Annotated in this window: 22 protein-coding genes, 2 pseudogenes and 1 riboswitch; of the genes and pseudogenes, 7 read left to right on the top strand and 17 right to left on the bottom strand. The window is 36.8% G+C overall.

The annotated features are described in order from the left end of the window. The first annotated feature begins 24 nt into the window (after window positions 1-24). The 4 genes and pseudogenes from ICI50_RS01935 (at window position 25) to ICI50_RS10740 (ending at window position 3,328) form a co-directional block, all read left to right on the top strand. Window positions 25-339, top strand: a complete 315-nt coding sequence (locus ICI50_RS01935; RefSeq protein ID WP_013853541.1) for a GNAT family protein — start codon at window positions 25-27, stop codon at window positions 337-339. 63 nt (window positions 340-402) lie between these two features. Beyond that, window positions 403-1,752: an aminopeptidase C gene (gene pepC / locus ICI50_RS01930; protein ID WP_013853540.1), complete on the top strand. Its 1,350-nt coding sequence runs from the start codon at window positions 403-405 to the stop codon at window positions 1,750-1,752. A gap of 143 nt (window positions 1,753-1,895) precedes the next feature. Continuing rightward, window positions 1,896-2,738 (top strand): RhaT/GlcU family sugar-proton symporter, encoded by an 843-nt coding sequence (locus ICI50_RS01925; RefSeq protein ID WP_013853539.1) that lies wholly within the window; start codon window positions 1,896-1,898, stop codon window positions 2,736-2,738. A gap of 206 nt (window positions 2,739-2,944) precedes the next feature. Beyond that, window positions 2,945-3,328, top strand: a pseudogene (locus tag ICI50_RS10740) (hypothetical protein). A gap of 71 nt (window positions 3,329-3,399) precedes the next feature. Here the strand turns inward: ICI50_RS10740 and mgtA are convergent. Next, a complete protein-coding gene (gene mgtA, locus ICI50_RS01920; protein WP_013853537.1) occupies window positions 3,400-6,078 on the bottom strand; it encodes a magnesium-translocating P-type ATPase in 2,679 nt (892 codons plus the stop codon). 78 nt (window positions 6,079-6,156) lie between these two features. Further along, window positions 6,157-6,324: riboswitch (M-box (ykoK) riboswitch) on the bottom strand. A 233-nt stretch (window positions 6,325-6,557) separates the two neighbouring features. Between mgtA and ICI50_RS01915 the strand changes: the two genes are divergently transcribed. Further along, a complete protein-coding gene (locus ICI50_RS01915) occupies window positions 6,558-7,892 on the top strand; it encodes an RNA-guided endonuclease InsQ/TnpB family protein (RefSeq protein WP_188891844.1) in 1,335 nt (444 codons plus the stop codon). A gap of 227 nt (window positions 7,893-8,119) precedes the next feature. On the opposite strand, the gene ICI50_RS01910 is transcribed toward ICI50_RS01915, so the two are convergent. The 6 genes and pseudogenes from ICI50_RS01910 to ICI50_RS01885 form a co-directional block, all read right to left on the bottom strand. Continuing rightward, complete coding sequence (locus tag ICI50_RS01910) at window positions 8,120-9,055, bottom strand: AAA family ATPase (RefSeq protein WP_013853535.1); 936 nt, start codon at window positions 9,053-9,055, stop codon at window positions 8,120-8,122. 107 nt (window positions 9,056-9,162) lie between these two features. After that, window positions 9,163-9,840 carry a 2,3-bisphosphoglycerate-dependent phosphoglycerate mutase gene (locus tag ICI50_RS01905; protein WP_025084052.1) on the bottom strand — a complete coding sequence of 226 codons (678 nt, stop codon included), beginning with the start codon at window positions 9,838-9,840 and terminating at the stop codon, window positions 9,163-9,165. A gap of 12 nt (window positions 9,841-9,852) precedes the next feature. Further along, window positions 9,853-10,035: a hypothetical protein gene (locus ICI50_RS01900; protein WP_013853533.1), complete on the bottom strand. Its 183-nt coding sequence runs from the start codon at window positions 10,033-10,035 to the stop codon at window positions 9,853-9,855. 8 nt (window positions 10,036-10,043) lie between these two features. Next, window positions 10,044-10,943, bottom strand: coding sequence for a cation diffusion facilitator family transporter (locus tag ICI50_RS01895; protein WP_013853532.1), 900 nt, complete (start codon window positions 10,941-10,943; stop codon window positions 10,044-10,046). Between the two features lie 61 nt (window positions 10,944-11,004). After that, a complete protein-coding gene (locus ICI50_RS01890; RefSeq protein WP_056940891.1) occupies window positions 11,005-11,685 on the bottom strand; it encodes a histidine phosphatase family protein in 681 nt (226 codons plus the stop codon). Window positions 11,686-11,727: 42 nt separating this feature from the next. Then, window positions 11,728-12,481, bottom strand: a pseudogene (locus tag ICI50_RS01885) (sulfite exporter TauE/SafE family protein). Between the two features lie 72 nt (window positions 12,482-12,553). Here ICI50_RS01885 and ICI50_RS01880 point away from each other — a divergent pair. Together ICI50_RS01880 and ICI50_RS01875 are read left to right on the top strand one after the other, a co-directional pair. Beyond that, window positions 12,554-13,213, top strand: a complete 660-nt coding sequence (locus tag ICI50_RS01880; protein WP_188891843.1) for an HAD family hydrolase — start codon at window positions 12,554-12,556, stop codon at window positions 13,211-13,213. Window positions 13,214-13,249: 36 nt separating this feature from the next. After that, the gene (locus tag ICI50_RS01875; protein WP_188891842.1) at window positions 13,250-13,834 is read left to right on the top strand and encodes a DJ-1 family glyoxalase III; all 585 of its coding nucleotides are present in this window, start codon (window positions 13,250-13,252) and stop codon (window positions 13,832-13,834) included. 35 nt (window positions 13,835-13,869) lie between these two features. Here the strand turns inward: ICI50_RS01875 and ICI50_RS01870 are convergent, their stop codons facing one another. From ICI50_RS01870 to ICI50_RS01825, 10 genes are all read right to left on the bottom strand, one after another. After that, a complete protein-coding gene (locus ICI50_RS01870) occupies window positions 13,870-14,292 on the bottom strand; it encodes a DUF3021 domain-containing protein (protein ID WP_013853526.1) in 423 nt (140 codons plus the stop codon). Further along, the gene (locus tag ICI50_RS01865; RefSeq protein WP_013853525.1) at window positions 14,289-14,723 is read right to left on the bottom strand and encodes a LytTR family DNA-binding domain-containing protein; all 435 of its coding nucleotides are present in this window, start codon (window positions 14,721-14,723) and stop codon (window positions 14,289-14,291) included. Before ICI50_RS01865 ends, ICI50_RS01870 begins: the two co-directional genes overlap by 4 nt. A gap of 581 nt (window positions 14,724-15,304) precedes the next feature. Continuing rightward, window positions 15,305-15,700: a 30S ribosomal protein S9 gene (gene rpsI, locus ICI50_RS01860; protein ID WP_013853524.1), complete on the bottom strand. Its 396-nt coding sequence runs from the start codon at window positions 15,698-15,700 to the stop codon at window positions 15,305-15,307. A gap of 15 nt (window positions 15,701-15,715) precedes the next feature. Beyond that, complete coding sequence (rplM, locus tag ICI50_RS01855) at window positions 15,716-16,159, bottom strand: 50S ribosomal protein L13 (protein ID WP_013853523.1); 444 nt, start codon at window positions 16,157-16,159, stop codon at window positions 15,716-15,718. Window positions 16,160-16,263: 104 nt separating this feature from the next. Continuing rightward, a complete protein-coding gene (gene truA / locus ICI50_RS01850) occupies window positions 16,264-17,052 on the bottom strand; it encodes a tRNA pseudouridine(38-40) synthase TruA (protein WP_188891841.1) in 789 nt (262 codons plus the stop codon). Window positions 17,053-17,054: 2 nt separating this feature from the next. Further along, entirely contained in the window at window positions 17,055-17,852 is a 798-nt protein-coding gene (locus ICI50_RS01845) for an energy-coupling factor transporter transmembrane component T family protein (protein ID WP_188891840.1), read from the bottom strand. Continuing rightward, complete coding sequence (locus ICI50_RS01840) at window positions 17,845-18,702, bottom strand: energy-coupling factor transporter ATPase (RefSeq protein ID WP_188891839.1); 858 nt, start codon at window positions 18,700-18,702, stop codon at window positions 17,845-17,847. Before ICI50_RS01840 ends, ICI50_RS01845 begins: the two co-directional genes overlap by 8 nt. Continuing rightward, window positions 18,678-19,529: an energy-coupling factor transporter ATPase gene (locus ICI50_RS01835; protein ID WP_013853519.1), complete on the bottom strand. Its 852-nt coding sequence runs from the start codon at window positions 19,527-19,529 to the stop codon at window positions 18,678-18,680. The genes ICI50_RS01840 and ICI50_RS01835 overlap by 25 nt, the downstream gene beginning before the upstream one ends. Before the next feature lie 186 nt (window positions 19,530-19,715). Beyond that, a complete protein-coding gene (gene rplQ / locus ICI50_RS01830) occupies window positions 19,716-20,099 on the bottom strand; it encodes a 50S ribosomal protein L17 (RefSeq protein WP_013853518.1) in 384 nt (127 codons plus the stop codon). Between the two features lie 25 nt (window positions 20,100-20,124). Beyond that, window positions 20,125-21,063: a DNA-directed RNA polymerase subunit alpha gene (locus ICI50_RS01825; RefSeq protein ID WP_013853517.1), complete on the bottom strand. Its 939-nt coding sequence runs from the start codon at window positions 21,061-21,063 to the stop codon at window positions 20,125-20,127. Window positions 21,064-21,105 lie beyond the last annotated feature (42 nt).

The following is a 21,105-nucleotide window of genomic DNA, read 5'->3' as shown; positions in this document are numbered from 1 at the left end:
TTATTTTTTTAAGGTGAAAATTTTATGTATAATCCACAAGATCCCCATCAATTTTTTGAAACTTATGATAATAACGATGTTTTAGTATGTCGTTGGACAATGGACCAAATTGACCGCAAAGATGGAACGGTCTGGGTAATGAACCACTTCTTTTTTGTCCCTACTGAAGATTCTAAAAAATCAATGCCAAGATTACTAGACGATGAAATGGACACTGTACTTGATATTGCTAAAGAAAGCGGCTACCCTATCTGGCCGCTAGATCCGCTGATCATCGACTATTTTGAAAAACATCCCGAATTTCACCAAATTTGGTACCATCGTCCGTTTAAAAGATAGACTACTTTCTTTTGATAAGTTAAAATATAATTGATGTTTAATTAATAAAGGAGGAATTTTTTAATGACCAAAGAAATCAACAATGATACGATTGCTAAATTTGAAAATGATTTAGCCAAGCATCCCGCTTTTAACGTTGCTAGTCATGCAGCTCAAGAAAACGGCATCTTCAAAGCTAGCCAAAATTTACAATCCAAGATTGACTTAGACCCAACTTTCTCAATCGAAATTGATACGGGTAAACCAGCTGATCAAAAACAATCTGGTCGTTGCTGGATGTTCAGTGCTTTGAACACCATGCGCCACCCACTACAAAAGAAATTTAAGTTAAAGGACTTTGAATTATCGCAAAACTACACTAACTTCTGGGACAAATTTGAAAAGTCTAACTGGTTCTTCGAAAATGTGATCGGTTCCGCAGATAAGCCACTTGGCGACCGCAAGGTTTCCTTCTTATTTGCTACCCCACAACAAGACGGTGGTCAATGGGACATGCTTTGCGGCATTATTGAAAAGTACGGTATTGTACCCAAGAGCGTTTACCCAGAAACTGCTAACTCAAACAACTCAAGTGCTTTAAACGACACCTTAAACACTTTGCTTCGTAAAGATGGTCTTGAATTAAGAGACTTAGTTAATGCTGGCAAGTCAGAAGATGAAGTACAAGCTCGCAAGGAAGAAATGTTAAACGATGTCTTCCGCGTTCTTTCAATCTCACTTGGTGTTCCACCTAAGAAATTCAATTTCGAATACCGTGATGATGACAAGAACTACCACATCGACAAGGATATTACTCCTAAGGAATTCTTTGACAAGTACGTTGGCATGGATCTTGAAAATCATATTTCAACAATTAATTCACCAACTGATGATAAGCCTTTCCACAAGGTCTTCTCAGTTGAATACCTAGGTAACGTTGAAGGCGGTCGTCAAGTTCGTCACTTGAACTTAAAGGTTGATGAAATGAAGGATTTGATCATCAAGCAATTAAAGAGCGGCGAAGTTGTATGGTTTGGTTCAAACGTTGTTAAGGATTCTGAACGTCGCGCTGGACTTCTTGACACCAATCTTTACCGCCGTGATCAATTATTTGACGTTGACTTCTCAATGTCTAAGGCTGATAAGCTTGACTCAGGCGAAAGCATGATGGACCACGCAATGGTTATTACTGGTGTTGACATCGTTGATGGCAAACCAACTAAGTGGAAGATTGAAAACTCATGGGGTGAAAAGCCAGGCTTTAAAGGCTACTTCGTAATGAGTGATTCATGGTTTGACTCATTTGTTTACCAAGCAGTTATTAACAAAGATATTTTGCCAGAAGATCTTAAGAAGGCTTACGACGAAGGCAAGGATAATCCTATTCAATTATTGCCATGGGATCCAATGGGTGCTTTAGCATTTAAGTATTAATAATTAGATTTATTCCACATAATTAACAGACTAGGAATGTTTGACACTCCTAGTCTTTTTCATGAAAAGGCAAAAAATTTGCTAGCAATTTAGATTTATTTTAATATTATGTAAGTATTTACAAAAAATAAGGTAGTTAATTTATGAATATACTTATTGCTTTAATTCCAGCACTTGGTTGGGGAATTTTTTCACTTATTGCTGGCAAAATTAAAAATAGTCATCCTGCTAATGAGTTAATGGGGTTAGGAACTGGGGCATTAATAATCGGTATTATTACAGCTATCATTCATCCAACCAGTTCCAACATTACAATTTTTTCGTTATCACTAATTTCTGGAATGTTTTGTGCACTTGGACAATCTGGTCAATTCATTTCAATGAGAAATATCGGTATCAGTAAAACGATGCCATTATCAACAGGTTTTCAACTGATCGGTAATACTTTAATTGGGGCAATAATTTTTGGAGAATGGACTAGCAGCTCTCAATATTTAATTGGTACTTTAGCTTTAATCTTAATTATCGTTGGTGTTAGTTTGACCGCCATCAGCAAAGATAAAAGCGCCAAACTCAAAATGAGAGATATTATTCTATTGCTCTTCACATCAATTGGTTATTGGATTTATTCATCATTTCCAAAAGCTATCACAGCCGATGCACAGACCCTATTTTTACCACAAATGATTGGTATCTTTATTGGTAGTATTATCTTTTTGTTAGTATCTCGCCAAACCAAGGTATTAAAAGAAAAAGCTACCTGGCTTAATATCTTTTCCGGTTTTTCATTTGGGATCGCCGCATTCGCATATATCTTTTCAGCTCAATTAAACGGCGTTATTACTGCTTTTATTTACAGTCAACTTTGCGTAATAATTTCTACTTTAGGCGGTATTTTCTTTATCGGTGAAAATAAGACTAAATCCGAATTAATTGCAACCTTTGTTGGCCTAATCTTAATTATCATTGGTGCTGCTATTCAATGAATACTAAAAATTAATGAAAGACTTCAGATTTATTCTGAAGTCTTTTCTTCATTTCCTGCCAGTATTCTCAATCTTATAATGTTTAAAAAATTCCAAGTGCATATTCTTGCTTTATCCAAAAATGAAACATACAGTGAAAGCCTATTTATTAGAGATGATCATTTACCTAGGAGGTAATAAACATGACAGATTATTCAAAGAGATAATTGAAAGCTTTAGACAGAATTTCTAAGAAGATTAGTGAACGCTGAAAGTCACTTAGCTAAAATTGAAGATTCAGTACCTGACAAGCGTCATCTCGTACCGCACAACATGAAACTATTAAGGACATCAAGTCTATTCTGAAACATGCTAGAAAAGTTGGTGAATATGACGCCAAGATTGATGCTAAGGCTGATGAAAAAGAATATGTTTACGTTAAGGATGAAGAAGGTGTCATTAAGGACCTTGAAAAAGAATTCAAGGAACTTGATGAAAGACTTGATAAGTTAAGTGATACTGATGGTTACGATATTAAGCGTTACCGTGAAGAACATCACTCACTTGAAAAGGCTAAGGAAGTTTTAGCAAAAGCTGGTAAATTAGAATAATTTATTCATTTCATAATAATAAAAGAGCGTAAGTAGATATTTTGATCTACCTACGCTCTTTTTGCATTAATTTAAATCAGATATTTTTCTGACTTCATGTACCATTTCTTAACTACTGTAGTTAAAGCAATGTACAAAACTAACAAGATAAAGACAACAGCTAAGAAATAAACTGGAATTGGGCCAAACTTCATCGCCTTAGCAATCGGTGTAATAAATGGTAAAGCTGTTCCGATTACTGCCATGCTAATGGTTGACCAAGTAACAATTGCCGTTGCATGTTGCTTAATAAAAGGTACTCTTGGATCTCTTAAAGCATGGATCACCATTTCTTGTGTCCAAAGAGATTCAATAAACCAACCAGCACTAAAGACAAGACTAAACAATAATTTTTGTGAAGCTGTTGCTCCTGCATAACTGGTACCCACAACTTGTGGACAAACTACAAAAAATAGAATTGCAAAAGTCAAAATATCAAAAATCGATGAAGTCGGACCAAAGTAAAACATAAACTTAGGCAACTTCTTAGTACTCCACTTTCTTGGTTCTGAAAGATAATGACGATTCATTGTATCAAATGGAATTGATAAACAACTGGTTCCGTACATCAAATCGAGAATTAGTAATTGAATTGGCAACATTGGCAAAAATGGTAAAAATGAAGATGCTACTAAAATTGATAAAATATTACCAAAATTAGATGAAAGTGTAATCTTGATATACTTCATTGCATTACCAAATACTTGTCGACCAATTTGAACTGCTCTTTCCAAGATTCGTAAATCTTTATGAAGCAAAATAATATCTGCAGATTTTTTAGCGATATCCACAGCCGTGTCCACAGAAATTGAAACATCGGCAGCCTTCATAGCTGGAGCATCATTAATACCATCACCCATGTAAGCTACGGTGTGCCCATCTTCTCTCAATACTTTAATAATCTTGGCCTTTTGCTGTGGTGATAGCTTAACGAAAACATCGCATTCTTGCACTATCTTCTTTAATTCAGCTGTAGTTTTATTTTCAAGTTCTTTACCTTGGTATACTTTATCAATATTCAGACCTACTTGCGCACCAACATTTCTCGTTACAGCTTCATTATCACCAGTCAGAATCTTAACTGTAATTCCATCTTGTTTTAAAGCATCCAATGCCTCCTTAGCACTATCCTTTGGTGGATCAAGGAATGCTAAAAATCCGGCGAGAATCAATTCTTTTTCATCGGCTACACTAAATTCACCAACAGGAGCTGGATTTTTCTTGTAAGCAAGCAAAATAACTCTAAGACCATCACGATTCATTTCATCAATCTTGTCTAAAATCTCTTTTCGCTGCGCTTCATCTAACGGTTTGATCTCCCCATCCTTTTCTACTCTATTAGAACATGCCAACATTTCTTCCGCAGCACCCTTAGTTACTAATAGATGCTCATTTTTCTTATTTTTAACAACTACACTCATCCGCCGACGTTTAAAATCAAAAGGAATTTCATCAATTTTTTGATAATTTTGCTTAATATTGTTAGTGTCTAATTCATCATCAGCTACATCAATAATAGCCTTATCCATCAAATCTTTCATGCCTGTTTGATAGTAACTGTTTAAAAAAGATAATTCCAAGACCTTCGGTTTTTCTTCTAAATTCAAATTGTAGTGACGTTCAAGCACAACTTTATCTTGGGTTAATGTTCCCGTCTTATCAGTACACAAAATATCAGCTGAACCAAAGTTTTGAATAGAACTCATTCTTTTAACGATCGTTTCATGCTTAGCCATCTCTACAGAGCCTTTAACTAGGTTACTAGTAACAATCACTGGCAGCATTTCTGGCGTTAAACCAACTGCAGTTGCAATTGCAAAGATTAAAGCATTTAACCAATCACCCTTGGTCAATCCATTAATTAAGAAAACTAATGGCGCAATCACCGCAGTCATCGTTAACAGAATTTTAGAGATATTTTTAATTCCAATATCAAATGTAGTTTCTTTGTTTTTATTTTTAGCTAAACTACGAGCTAAATTGCCAAAGACAGTTTGATCGCCTGTCGCAAAAACAACGCCCATCCCCGATCCAGAAACAATATTAGTTCCTTCATACAAAACATTAGGATAATCCAAGTAACTATCTTCATCTTCCGGTTTTTGATCGGCAATTTTTTCTACAGGATTAGATTCACCATTAAGTGAGCTAGCAGAACAGAATAAGTCCTTACTACGCAACAATAGTAAGTCTGCCGGTACTAAATCACCTGCAGTTAAATTAATAATATCGCCGACTACTACCCCTTTAGTTGGTAATTCCTGATCTTTCTCGTCTCTTCTAATATTGGTTGTTACTGAAACCATATTCAAAAGACTTTCGACAGCATCACTTGTTCTAACGTTTTGAACAAAACTAGTAATTCCTGAAATCAAAATCATGACCAACATAATAATCACTGTACTCAAATCTTTTTGATTAGTTGGTACGAAAACATAATCAGTGAAAAAAGATAGAGTTGCTAAAATTACTAGCACTCCAGTAAAAGGTGTCAAAAAGGCATCAGCTAAAAAATGTAATTTAGGATGGTGTTCTTTGTTAGACACTTCATTAAACCCATCGCGTTCTAGCCTTTTACGCGCTTCACTAGCAGTTAAGCCATTAACAGAAGCTCCTAATTCTGTTAACACCTTACTTTTATCCTCTCTAGCAATCCGTTTAGCTAAAGTCGCATCTGTTACCACACGATCTTTAGAGTTGATTTTCAGCATTCTAATCTCTCCCTCTAAAAAATCGGCAAACAAACAAAAAGGCCAACGCAAAAACTGCATTGGTCTTAATTATCAAGCGATTTATACTCGTCGTTCAGTTTTAACACTACGTAACGTGAAGTCTGTTCAACTAGCTGACTGGGGAAAGCCTTAACTCGACAGTGCCTGTTTAACCCGTTGGCATCTCTGGATGTTGCTGGGCGTCAGCGTATATTTACGTAGGAGTCTCACCTAACAGTTCATTTGCTTTAATTATTTTTAACAATGCTAGGGTAAGACAAAAAAATATTCTAATCAACCTCTTTAAATAAATCTTTAAAATTTTAATGAAAATAGCCCTATCCATCCCCGTATTTTAATGCGGGGATGGATAGGGCTCAAGCTGACCCTTAGGTCAGCTTTTTTTATTATAATTTAGAGACATATGTTCCCTTTTCCGGTAAAATATAAATATTAAATCTACGAGGAGGTGAAAAAATATGAAGAGAATGAGTAGTTTGGCTTGTCACTTCGGCATTAAGTTGCGCTTTTATCCTAGTTCCAAGCAGAAGAAAATCATTAAACTAAACTATGATGCTCAACGCTTTGTCTACAACTCTTATGTAGGACGCAATCGGACTAATTATCATGCTCGACGTTTCTTAGCTAGTAGACAGTGCCAAGCGATGCCTTTTGTTTTTTCTGCTCTTAATCGCTATGAAACTGAGTTGGCAGAAACAGTGGCCGCTAATAACGAACTGCTGGCTAAGCCCAAGAATATCCGCAATGCTTACAGCTTCTTACGCGTTAAAGAAATAGATAGTCTAGCGCTGGCTAATACAATTCAAAACTATCAGAAGGCTTGGAACAACTACCGCAAGATCGGACATGGAATACCGACTTTCCACAAGAAACGCAGCGACTGGTCATACCAAACCAACTGCCAATATCCTAAGCAGCTTGAAGCTTATCTTGATAATGGAACTGCTAAGTTTATCGATGACAAACACGTTAAATTGCCTAAGCTGGGCGTTGTCCGCATTGCTGGTTTTAGAAAATTAATTGAAGCTCGTTTGCTTAATCATATTCCGACAAGAATTGGCACAGTGACGATCAAAAAGATCGCTGATAATCAGTTTTATTTATCAATGCAGCTAGGCAGTGACGTATCTTTTGTCAAAGACCTGCCTAAAACGCAGAGTCAAATTGGCATTGATCTCAATCTTGATAATTTCTTGACTGAATCAAACGGGGCTATGGTGGCTAATCCACGCTTTTACCGCAAAGCTAAAAAGAAGCTTGCCCATGCTCAACGCGTGCTCTCTCGCAGACAAAGACGAGCTAAGCAAGAAGGACGCAATTTGCGGACGGCAAGCAACTATCAGAAGCAGCGTCTGGCAGTTGCTAAACTGCACGACAAGATTCGCAGACAACGTGCAGACTTCTTACAAACACTCTCAACTGCATTAATCAAAAACCACGATTTAGTAGTTGCCGAGGAGTTAAGAAGCAAGAACTTGTTAAAGAATCATGCCTTATCTCAAGCAATCTCTGATGTTGGCTGGCGCAGCTTTCTTAACATGCTGGCTTATAAGGCTCAGCTATATGGCAAAGAATTCCTGACTATTGATCCTAAATACACCACTCAGCGCTGTCATGCTTGTGGCAGTATTATGGGACAAAATGGCTATCGAAAATTAACGCTTAGGGATCGGGAATGGGCTTGCCCGATGTGTCATACACATCATATCCGCGATTGGAATGCGGCAATAAACATCTTGGAAAAAGGACAAAAGCTGTGGCAGAATCCTAAGACAAAAGAAAAAGCAGCCTAAAAAAATTGCAGTCCGTTAGCAACTCACGGACTTAAAAGGCTTTGGTAATTAGGCGACCTCTGCTGGCAATAGTTGCAAGATTATCGTCGGCAAGTCAAGCCTGTATCTAAGCAAGCTGGTGTTCTGGTTAGCGCAAGCTAACGAGCCACCAAGCCTCAGAATTTATTCTGGGGTAGTTGACGAAAACTAAAAAACTTATTCACATTATCTGTGAATAAGTCAATTTTTTACCAAATATGAAGCAACCTGGTTGAATCTAGCTTGCTTAAATTGAATTGATGCACGTGCTGCTTAGGATTCTCTGGAAATTCCTTAACAAAATCAGCCACGTTGTAAAGGCCAGTTTCATATGTCCAAACTCCCTTTACTTTTCTAATCGGATCCAGCATCTCATTTCTAATTGGATATGCCGAAATCAAAAAATGCTTGTGGTGGAACTTGAAAACAAAGTACGGCAGCTTGAACTGCTTAACTGCTTCTTCTTCCGTTTTTGCAATGGAGACTACATTGCGATACGTGCCGTATTTTTCAGTAAATTTATTATTAAATGAAAAATAGAAGTTCGAGATATGCACATGTGGAAAATCCTCTTCATCCACTTTATCCGGCACAGCAATCACATGTGAGTACCGATCTAAATTGCTTTCTCTTTGTGATAAAGCATGTTCCATCTGATTAGGAACGATCTTGTGAGCCCAATATGGCACCTCAGGATGTGCTTCATATGAATGATACATCTGCTTAACTACTTCTGGCTTCACCCAGTCATAGTGCATTCTGGTTTGATTGCGTTTAAGCAGACTCTCCAAAGTGTTGTGCTGCATTAAATCCACAACAAAACACTCATAATGATACTTATCTACCCATGGCTTAAAATGTTCAATTGCACTAGGAACGATATGCGTCCCATCCACAATCACGGTTTCACCATGTTCCATTTTGTGTTCAACAAGGTGATCCACCATTTGCTCAGTACGCACGGTTACGTGCCGCGGAATAACTTGGTGTAAAACATCCGCGTCCTCTTGATAATAAACTGTCAAATCTGCCAATAGTAGCCTAATATGATCACGGCTGATCGCATAAGGCGTTAAGTGATGGCGAGCAATAAAAGAAGATTTACCGGAGCCAGGTGCACCTCGTAATAAAAATAATTTACGCATTGCCTACTACTCCAAACTAAATATACTTGAAATCATTATTGATTTTACCATAGATGGATAGAAATCATTATTAAGAGTATTAAAAAAATGCACCGTAGTGCATTTTTTTAGCGTAAAATTTCTTTTTTAATAATATTTAATTGATCATCCATTGTATAAACAATCGGTTCTGCATTCGGCACCTCAAGTTTTACAATATCATGGTCATTAATCTGCTCTAGTTTTTTGATTAAAGCACGCAAACTAGAGCCATGAGCCACGATCAATTGATCTTCACCGTTCATTAGCCTACTAGCAATATGGTCATGATAATATGGCATTAAGCGATTTTGCGTTTGATGCAAGCTTTCTGCACGCGGCATTAAATGTTGGTCACACAACTTGTAACGCCGATCAATAATGGGCGAGCCTTGTGCGGGTGGCACCGAATCAAAACCCCGCCGCCACAGTAAGACTTGTTCTACACCAAAGACTTTGCGCGAGATATCTTTGTTAAGACCTCTAAGAGCACCATAGTGACGTTCATTCAGCCGCCATGTCTTAGTCATCGGCAGCCATAATAAATTGCAGGTCTCGGCAACAATATTAGCCGTAACAATAGCCCGTGACAAAACGGAAGTATGGATATGCGTAGGAGCAAAATCTGAGATAGTATTAATCAATTCACCCGCTTGTCTGGCCTGCTCTTCACCTTTTTTAGTTAATGGAACATCATTCCAGCCTGTATAAACGTTGGCGGCATTGGCTACACTTTCGCCATGCCGAACTAATACTAATTTTGCCATTCTAAGATTCCTTTATTTGATTAAACTTCTGACAATCATTACAATTCCGCCGATAGTAAAAATAATACCCAAAATCATAAAGGCTGCAATGCCAAACTTATTATTGGGTTGGTGGCGCCTGTTAAAAGCATAGGACATATCATAAATTCCCATGATTAAAACGATTACTGCTGTAAAAATATTAACATTAAACATTTTTTCACCTAATTTTCGTTATTGCCACGGCCAGGAACAATCATCTTATCATTACGTCCGCGTTCGCATTCTGCCTGCAAAGTAACGTGATTGATGCCCAGTTCTTGCTTAAGCTTTTTACCAATTTTTTGATATAAGTTCTCCAATTCATCCGCATGCAAATTGCGATCCACATTGATATGGGCGTCCATCATGATGAAATCGTCACTATAGCGCCAAACATGGACGTGGTGAATATTTTGGACGACTGGAAAAGATAAAACAATTTTATTCACTTCAGCTAAGTCAACATCAGGATTAGACTCCATCAAGACGTTGGCCGCCTTCATCGTAATCTCGTAAGCTTCATGCAAAACAAACAGCGAAACCAAAATGGTTAAAACCGGGTCAAGCCAAGTCACATTCCAAAAGTAAATGAAAACCGCACCGATTACTACGGCAACACTGGATAAAGCATCGCTCAACATATGAATAAAAGTAGAGCGAACATTTAGATTGCCCTTTGCATCTCGATGCATCGCCAACATTGAAATTACATTAGCTAACAGACCAATAATGGAAACCACTAGCATGATTCCGCCATGAATATGTTCCGGCTTCCAGAAGCGCTGGATTGCTTCCACAAACAATACAACACTAATGACAATTAGGATAACCCCGTTAGTAAAAGCAGCCAAGATCTCGGCTCGATCATAGCCAAAAGTTTTCTTAGTATTGCGACTTCTTCTACTAATCAAATGAGCTACAAAGGACAAGATAATTGCCCCGACATCACTCAGGTTGTGCACCGCATCTGACAGCAATGCTAATGAACCTGACAAAATACCACCCAAAAATTCAGCGATGGTAATAACAACATTTAGCAATGTGACAAACACATAGCGTTTAGTTGTATGATCTTTATTCATAAATATTTTCCTCTCGTTATCAGTGTACCAAAAAAGGCCCCGCTTATGCAGTAGGACTTTTCTATAGTTTATTCGCATCCATATTGTAATCAACAATCTCAAATTTGCCATTGTCATGCAAGATACCACGAGTAACGCTACCATTATTAGGAAAAAGAATGTCGTGGTTGCCATCGCTTTGATCCCAGTACTTGATTGCGAGTGTCTTAATAAAATCGCCGTGGCTGACTAACAACACTCTTTGTTCATTCTTAGTCAAATCGCCTAAAACTTGAATTGCGCGGACCATTCTTTCATCAAGTTCATCTTTATCTTCAGCCAAATGACGGGGATCTGCCTTTTTAGTAGCCTCACGGAATTTGCGCAAACCCACTTGATTGATAATTTTGGCAACATCATCTTCATGTCCTATGCCTGCTGCCATTGCGACTTGATCCCAGGTTTTATTAATATCGTCACCCTCAAAAGTACCAAAGAAGACTTCCCGAAACTCAGGCAGCTTTCTGATCTTGCCAATATCTGAAACCACATTAGCATTCTTCATCAAGTGAACGGTATCAATTGCTCTCTTTAGGTCCGATGAATACATGTTATCAAAATGCACCTGACTCAAAGCACTAGCTGTTCTCTTTAAATCATTAATCCCCTTAACAGTTAAAGGAGAATCGCACCAGCCTTGCACCTTATTCAATTGATTAAACATCGTCTCACCGTGGCGAACTAAATAAACTTCTGTTGCCATTAAATTCTCACTCCCTTTGCATTACTAAATATTGTATCAAATTTAGCGCAGATACGCTGTATAAAAGAAGTAGCCAGCTTGAATAAATGCTAAAGTCGCAATAAAAATCCTAACCGGTTTTTCGGGTACATGACGTAAAATGATAGGCCCAATGTAGCCACCAATAAACATTCCGATTGCTAGGGGAATAGCCTGCAGCCAATAAATGTGCGAGGTAAAGATATAGATAATAAGAGCAACTAGGTTGGCGAAACCACAAATTACATTCTTAATCGCGTTAATGACAATAAATTTTTCACCAGCAATATAGGTTAACAATACTAAGACAATGACGCCACCAGCTGCACCAAAATAGCCTGTATAAGCACCCATGATTAGCAAGGCAATAAAGTAAAGAATCTTTAACCCAAGTGGCTGTTTTTTAGTATTCAGAACATGCTGCTGGCCTGAAACGATGATCATGATCCCAGAAAATGCAATGAAGAATGGCACCGCTTTTTCAAAAACACTAGAAGGAAAGGCAAGCAAAGCCATGCAGCCCATAATTGAACCGATAACGGTAAAAATGGTGTAGAACCAGACCTGTTTCCAATGTCCTTTCAATTCTTTAGTTGAAGAAATAGTCGCACCTAAGCTGTTCCAAATTAGCGCTGCGTCGTTAGTAACGTTGGCAAAAACTGGTGCCCACCGCCAATAAAACTGGGTATGAAGCTAGCGAGGCCATTGAAGCAATTGAAGATAACAATCCACCGGCCACGCCACCAATTAATAGAAATATTACTGTCCAAATCGTCATTTGCAAGCCCTTCCTTTAAGTTGTGTAGTTTATTATAATTTTTATGGTTATTAACGTAAAGGAAGTGATTAAATGTCCACATTTGATACATTAGTTTTTATCCCCGAAGGCAGCCTTTTAAATGAAAAGTTGGCCGAGAAAAACGCTTTGCGTCAAACTTTGAAGCAATACGACTTAGATTGGGGACCGGCAGAAAGGTTGAAATATACCAGCCTGCAAAAGCAATTCAAGATTTTGTCCCATAATGATCAGATTAATCTTGCCTTAACTACTTTTTTAAAAGAAAATCTTGAACAAACGCGCGCAATCTTTGACGAAAAGATGAAAAAACAAACTCATCTCGTTAAGGGTGCAACCGATTTTTTAGATGAAGTTAATGGCTCGCTCAACTTAATTTTGCTAGCTAAAGAAACTAAAGCCCAAATCGAACCACGCTTAGCTCCTAGCGAACTTCTTAGTTCATTTGATGCAGCTTATTTTGCGGATGATTTTAAAGAAAAATTGCCGAGCAAAAATATTTTCTTTCAAATTTTGAAAGAGCATCCCAAAATTGACCCGGATAATGCTTTAGTCATTGGTACGAATTTAGATGAAGAAATTCAAGGCGCTGAAAATGCCAACTTAAAATCATTATGGCTTGCCTCTAAGAAAGATAAAATTCCAATTTCACCGCATCCTACTTTGCATTTAAGTAAATTATCGGACTTATTGTTTTACCTAGATATCAATTAACCCTTATAATGAAATTAACAGAAAGGATGATTTTTAATGGCAAAAGTTGCTGTAGTATTCGCAGATGGCTGCGAAGAAGTTGAAGGCTTAAGCGTTGTTGACGTATTGCGTCGTCTCGGCGTTGACTGCGATATGGTTGGTTTAACTAGCAAAGAAGTTGATGGTGACCACCATATCAAGTTAACTTGCGACAAAGTTGTAGATGATAGTTTACTTGATTATGATTTAGTCGCATTCCCAGGCGGCATGACTGGCTCAGCTAACTTGCGCGATAATGAAAAGTTGCGTGATTTAATGGTTAAGCGTCATGAAGCAGGTAAATGGGATGCAGCTATGTGTGCCGCTCCTCGTGCTTTAGCTCGTTACGGCGTATTAAAGGATGCTAAATTTACTTGCTATCCTGGCATTGAAGATGAATGCTTGAAGTATGATAAGAGTGCTAAATTTAGCGAAAAGATCACTGTAACCGATAAAGAACATAAAATTTTAACTAGCCGTGGTCCTGCTACCGCTTGGGCATTTGCTTATGCTATCGCTGAAGTCCTTGGTGTTGACACTAAACAATTAAAGCACGGTATGCTTTATGACTACTTAGCTGACAATATTCAAGATAGTTTATAAACATGAAGAAAAGCTCCGAACTTTTCGGAGCTTTTTTATTTTTCCTTCAATTTTTGATTTATTTCCTTAACGTCTTGATATAATTGCCAAAAATATAAGCCATAAGCAATCAGATACATTAAGACGAAAGCTCCAGTAACTACTAAGAAAAACTTAATCGATAAGAAAAAATCATTAATTACTAATTCGAAAGCAAAATATGCAATATAACAAACAAAGAAATTTACAATAATTTGCTTTCTTAATGACCATTGCGTTTGCTCAAAAACTAATCCAGCCAAGTTGAAAAATGCACCAATTGCAAAAGTAGCAATCAACCAAAAAATTAAGCTAGTAAACGAAACTTGAACATGTTGCCAATTTTCTCCTGTTTGAAGCATGGTTTCTACTACATACCAAACCATTCCAATTCCAATACCGATCATTCCACTTACTAAAAACGATGTTACTCTTTTCATAATCCTAACCTTTCCTTCAAATCTTTAATTTTTCTTCTAGAAATTTGTACCCGTATCTGATTTTTCATAATGACATCAATATTGCCGCCATCCATAATCTCCAAATGATCAATTTTCCGATAATTAATAATTGCACTTCTTGATGCTGTTAAAAAATCATGTGGTAAGACATTCTTAATTTGATACAGCCGTCCTTTATAACGATAATTTTGAGCTTCGTCATAAATTACAGTCTGTTCACTCTCAACTTGAATCAAATAAATGTTTTCAAACTTCACGGGAACAATTTCATCATCCTGGTTGCACCAGACCATGTCTTGTTCACCACTTAGTTCCTTGCCTAATTGGCTGAATTTATCCGTCATCTTTTTTAACCAAAATTCAGCATGTTCTTCTGGTAACTGATTATCAATGTTAAATTTTACCTTCATCCTTTTTCCTCCTTTCTTGTTTATTAGTGTAGCTGGAAAAATATTTTAAATTTAAGAATTTCGGTGAATGGTTAATTCTTGTGGGTAAACGGTGGAAAAGTACGTTTGGAAGATAAAAAAAGCATCCCAAATTGGGATACTTTTAGAAAACTTGGTGACCAATTGTGACCATTTTATAGATTATTTTAATAAATTTCATCTTTCAAGACTGTAAGTTGAACAGCTTCTTAACTTAATATACAATACCGATAAAAACAATATTATTTTTATTAGGAGGTAGAGGCGTGCTTAAAAACAAATTAAATATATATTTAGTAATCCTTGTAATTATTTCAACCTCAGTCAATTTATGGTGTACTTGGACAAGTAACTCTAAAGAATTGAAATTATTTTTATGTATTGTATGTCTCATTGGCTGGGGAATATACACATATGAAACTATAAAATCAAAAAAGAAAAAGTAATTATAGTTAATCATATGTAATATCCATAAATGATTATTAACTTACATTTAATTAAAGAATGTACAAAAAAAGCATCCCAAATCGGGATGCTTTTTGTATAAACGTAAAATCCAAAGATTAACGCTTTGAGAATTGAGAAGCTTTACGGGCTTTCTTCAAACCTGGCTTCTTTCTTTCCTTCATTCTTGGGTCACGGGTTAAGAAACCTGCCTTCTTAAGTGGGCCACGGAAATCTGGGTCCACTTCAAGAAGAGCACGTGCAACACCGAGACGGATTGCTCCAGCTTGGCCTGAGAAGCCACCACCGTTAACATTAACGTGGACGTCGTATTGACCGTCAGTTTCAGTTAATGTTAAAGGTTGCTTCAAATCTTTAACCAAGTTAGGGAATGGAATGTATTGATCAACATCTTTGTCGTTAACAGTGATCTTACCGTTACCTGGTACTAAACGAACACGCGCAACTGAATCCTTGCGGCGACCAGTACCTGTGTATGCAGCTTGTTGTGCCATTATTTAACCTCCTAATTAAATTAACTTGTTGATATCTAACTTTTCAGGCTTTTGTGCTTCATGCTTGTGATCTTCACCAGCATAAACGTGCATCTTCAAGAATTCTTGGTGACCAAGAGTATTCTTTGGAAGCATGCCCTTAACTGAGATTTCAACCATCTTAACTGGGTTATTAGCAAGCAACTCACCGTATGAAACAGCTTTTAAGCCACCGCGCCATTCTGAGTGGTGGTAGTAGATCTTGTCTGAAGCCTTTTTACCAGTTAACTTAATCTTTGAAGCGTTGATAACAATAACGTTATCACCGGTATCAACATTAGGTGTGTATTGAGGCTTATTCTTACCTCTCAAAATAGTGGCTACAGCTGCAGAAAGACGACCTAAAGATACGTCAGTTGCATCAATAATGTACCACTTACGTTCGATTTCACTAGATTTTGCTAATGGTGTAGTACGCAATTTAAATTCCTCCGTTTACTTGCAGTTTGAAAACAATAAGTTTCCGGGGCCTATCGTGGACAAACATACTATACTAGAGTACGTCCTTTTGCAATAAAAGTCAATTATAAATGCCGGTCTTGACGATATTTTTGTGGTACATCATCATAAAAAACATGATAAAGATATAATCCACTAGCATGGGCTGTTTGACGAACTTCCTGTCTATCCTTAGCTGCAATTACTCTTTTTAGATCATGCAATGGACGACGCTCATTGCCAATTTCTAGTAATGCGGCTACCATGATTCGTACCATATTATATAAAAAACCTGAACCGATAAAATCAAAAATTACCTCATTTTCCTTTTCGTCTTTGGTAATATTTACATAATAAATTGTTCTGACTTTATCTTCAATTTGACCACCACTAGCTGCAAAACTAGTAAAATCATGTTTTCCTAATAAGTCACGTCCAGCTTCCTGCATTTTTTTCACATCAAGCGCATAAGGAAAATGTCCCGTGTAAAAACGTTTAAAAGGATTGACAAAATGATCCAAACTGACACGATAACGATACCATTTCCCTTTAATCGAATACCGTGCATGAAAATTTTCATCAACTATTTGACAATCAGTAAAAATAATATCAGTAGGCATCATGGAATTAAGCGCTAAAATCATTTTATTGGCTGGTATTGCCTTTCCTGGGTAATCAAAGTGAATTACCTGCCCTAGTGCATGAACGCCCGCATCGGTCCGGCCAGAGCCTTGTACGATAACTCGTTGTCCTTTAGTCATCTTCTTAAGAGCATCTTCAACAGTTCCTTGGACTGTACGTTGATCTGGCTGCAATTGAAAGCCATGGAATAAATGTCCATCATAAGACATTGTCATTTTATATCTTGTCAACATAATTAATGGTTCCTAAAAATCAATAATAATACTACTAACAATATGAAATATGCTAAGTCAAGCAAATCATATTTTGACCATCTTAAAACTCGATATTTTGTCCGTCCTTGGCTACCGCGATAACCGCGTGATTCCATTGCAGTTGACAAATCTATCGCTGTCTCCAATGAATGAATAAACAATGGTACCAAGATAGGCGTAATTGCCTTAGCTCGCTTAATCAATCCACCATCATTAAAATCAGCTCCGCGAGACCTTTGAGCATTCATAATTTTAAAGGTTTCATCAAACAACGTTGGAACAAATCTTAATGCAATAGAGATTACCAAAGCAATTTTATCTACAGGTACTTTAAATATTTTCAATGGCTTTAATAACCACTCCATAGCATCTGCAATTTCAAGGGGCATCGTAGTTACTGTCATTACTGTGGAAATAAGAATAATTAGCGTAAAACGAATAAAAATATAAATTGCATTAACAATCCCATAACTAGACAATGTAAAAATCCACCACTGCCAATAAACTTTTCCACCAGTCATAAAAAATAATTGTAATAAAGCCGTGAAAAAAATCAAACCAATTAATGGTTTAACTCCATTCCAAAACACCCGTACTTTAAGCTTAGTAGTAAAAACCGCTAAAAAACAAAACAGCGTAATTATTCCATAACTAATAGGGCTATTAGCCAAAAGAATGGTAAAAATAAATAAAATAGTGATTAATAACTTCCCCCGAGGATCCATCTTATAAATTAGAGCATTCCCTGGGATATATCGTCCCACAATTATTTTACTCACTTGCTTCACCCCACAAATTATCTTTAATCTCATTAGCTAATTGTTCAAGCATTAATGGATTTTTTTCAAAATTAAAATTAGATAAACTTGACGCAAACAGACTAGGAGTAGGTTCATCTAGATAATGCCTTTTGAGCCAGTTCTTGTCCGCAAAAACTTCTTCTGGCCGAGCATGCTTGATTAATTTACCATTCTCCATCACTAAAACATCATCTGCATATTCAGCCACATCATTCATATTATGTGTTACTAAAATCACAGTATGACCCGCTTTTTGATAGTCAACAAATAGTTGCATCATTTCTCTGCGAGCCCGTGGATCTAATCCTGCTGCTGGTTCATCCAAACATAATACTTGTGGCTCTATGGCCATTACTCCAGCAATGGCTACTCGACGCATCTGACCACCGGATAGTTCAAACGGAGAATTAGATATTATGCTTTCTGATAAACCAACTTTTTTTAGCCATTTTAATGCTTTCTTCTTAGCCTCTACTTCACTAGCGCCAAAATTCTTAGGACCAAACTCAACATCTTCAAGTACAGTATTCTCAAATAATTGAGCTTCTGGAAATTGAAACACTAAACTAACTTGTTTACGTAGATTTTTCAAATTTTTATTACTAGTACTTGACGTAATATGATATCCAGCAATGTCAATTGTTCCTGTACTCGGCTTTAACAAAGCATTAAAATGCTGCATCATGGTGGATTTACCACTACCAGTATGACCTATTAATGCCACAAAACTATGATCAGCTATTTCAAAAGAAACATTGTCTAACCCCTTTTTCTCCATTGAAGTCTCCGGAGAATATACATAATCTACTTTTTCAAATTTAATTGACATAGATATTGTTTCAACTCATCTTTCGTCTTTACATTCTGCGGAATTTTAATGCCTATTTGATCCAATTTACTAATTAATTTTTCAGTAAAGGGAATATCTAATCCTATCTCTCGCAGCATTTCAGTTTTACTAAAAACCTCTGCTGGAATATCTTGTGCTAATATTTGACCATCATTTAAAACAAGAACTTCATCTGCTAAATTAGCTTCTTCAATATCATGAGTAATTGAAATAATCGTTAACTTTTTCTCCAACATTAACTTTTTAATAATTCCTAGTATCTGCTCTCGTCCATTCGGATCCAACATTGAAGTTGATTCATCGAAAATAATAACGTCAGGCTCTACAGCTAGAATTCCAGCAATCGCTATTCTTTGTTTTTGACCACCAGATAAATTTGCAGGTTCTGCATTAATATAGTCCAACATTCCTACATCGGATAAAACTCGTTGAACCCTATCTAACATTTGGTCTCTTGGAACTCCACGATTCTCTAATCCAAAAGCGACATCATCACCAACAGTCGCACCTACAAATTGATTATCAGGATTCTGAAAAACTATCCCAACTTTTTCCCTAATATTCCAAACATTCTGGGGTGTAAGTTTTATTCCTTCTACCTTAATTTCACTTTTTTCATTTTGATCAGGAATAAGCAATCCGTTAATTAGTTTAGAAATAGTTGATTTACCACTACCATTATGACCAATTAAAGCTGTCCATAATCCCTTTTTTATTCGAAAACTAACATCATGCAAAACAGATTTTTTCGCATCTGGGTATGTGAACGACACATTCTTAAATTCAACGGCACTATTGTCTGCCATTTTTTTCACTCCCCCCCTTATCAATTACTTAATAGTAATTGTAACAGAAAAAAGAGCAAAAAAAATCACCCATGAAGAGGGATGATTCTAATCATCTAAGCTAGACTAAGCTTGCGCCATCATCTTTACGCTTATTCTCACTTTCATGGATAATTCTTAATACGTATTAAGTTGTGATTATTTGAATTAAACTAATTCAAGAATAACCATTGGAGCAGCATCACCCTTACGAGCAATAGCTAACTTCAAAATTCTGGTGTAACCACCATTACGGTCTTTGTAACGAGGTGCTACATCGCTGAACAATTTTTGTAATGCTGACTTAACAACAACAGTATCTTTTTCTTCGTGAATATCTGCTACTTCGTCACGCACAAATGCTGCAGCCTTTCTTCTTGAAGCTAAATCGCCGCGCTTGCCTAAAGTGATCATCTTTTCAGCAGTCTTACGAACTTCTTTAGCACGAGTTTCAGTAGTCACAATGCGTTCTTTCATGATTAATTGAGTAGTCATTTCTCTAAGCATTGCTTTTCTGTGAGCACTATCGCGACCTAATTTACGGTATGCCATGGATTTGCCTCCTTTATTTGCCTACTTAGTCTTCTTGACGAAGTGAAAGACCTAAGTCGGTTAATTTATTCTTAACTTCTTCCAATGATTTACGTCCTAAGTTACGTACACGCATCATATCTGATTCTGACTTATCAGTTAACTCTTGTAGAGTGTTAATGCCGGCACGTTTAAGGCAGTTATATGAACGAACAGAAAGATCAAGCTCTTCAATTGTCATTTCAAGCTTCTTTTCTTTCTTATCGTCTTCCTTCTCCACCATTACTTCGCTGAATTTAGTATTTGCATCAGCTGATTCAAACACTTTAAAGTGTTCAACTAAAATTTTAGCAGCAAAACTAAGGGCGTCATTAGGCTTGATTGAACCGTCAGTCCAAATTTCAAAAGTGAGCTTGTCAAAATCATCTCTCTTACCAACACGAGTAGACTCAACTTGGTAGTTAACCTTCTTAATTGGTGAGAATAGAGAATCAACAGGAATAACTCCAATTGGCATGTCATCACTCTTATTGTCACTTGCAGTTACATAGCCTCTACCATTCTTTACGGCAAGTTCCATATGCAAGTGTCCACCTTTAGCAATGGTACAAATGTATTGATCCGGATTCAAGACTTGAACGTCTGCATCAACTTTAAGATCATCAGCAGTTACTGTGGCAGGACCTTCAACGTCTAATTCAATAACCTTTTGTTCATCTGAGAGAGACTTTAATTCAAGTTTCTTTAAATTCAGAATAATCTTAGTTACATCTTCTCTGACGCCAGGAACTGTTGAGAACTCGTGTAAAACGCCATCAATTTGCACATAAACAAGTCCAGTACCTGGAATAGAAGTAAGTAATACTCTTCTCAAAGAATTACCTAAAGTAGTACCAAAGCCTCGCTCAAGTGGTTCAACAACAAACTTACCGTAAGAATCTTCTTGTTCAACAACGGTAATATTTGGTTTTTCAAATTCAATCATTACTGGGCCCCTTTCAAAACGTAACGTCCTATATCAAGGACA

This window comes from Lactobacillus kefiranofaciens, assembly GCF_014656585.1.
Lineage (GTDB): Bacteria > Bacillota > Bacilli > Lactobacillales > Lactobacillaceae > Lactobacillus > Lactobacillus kefiranofaciens.
Note: the sequence above shows the minus strand (reverse complement) of the source record. Positions and strands in the feature narration are given on the sequence as shown.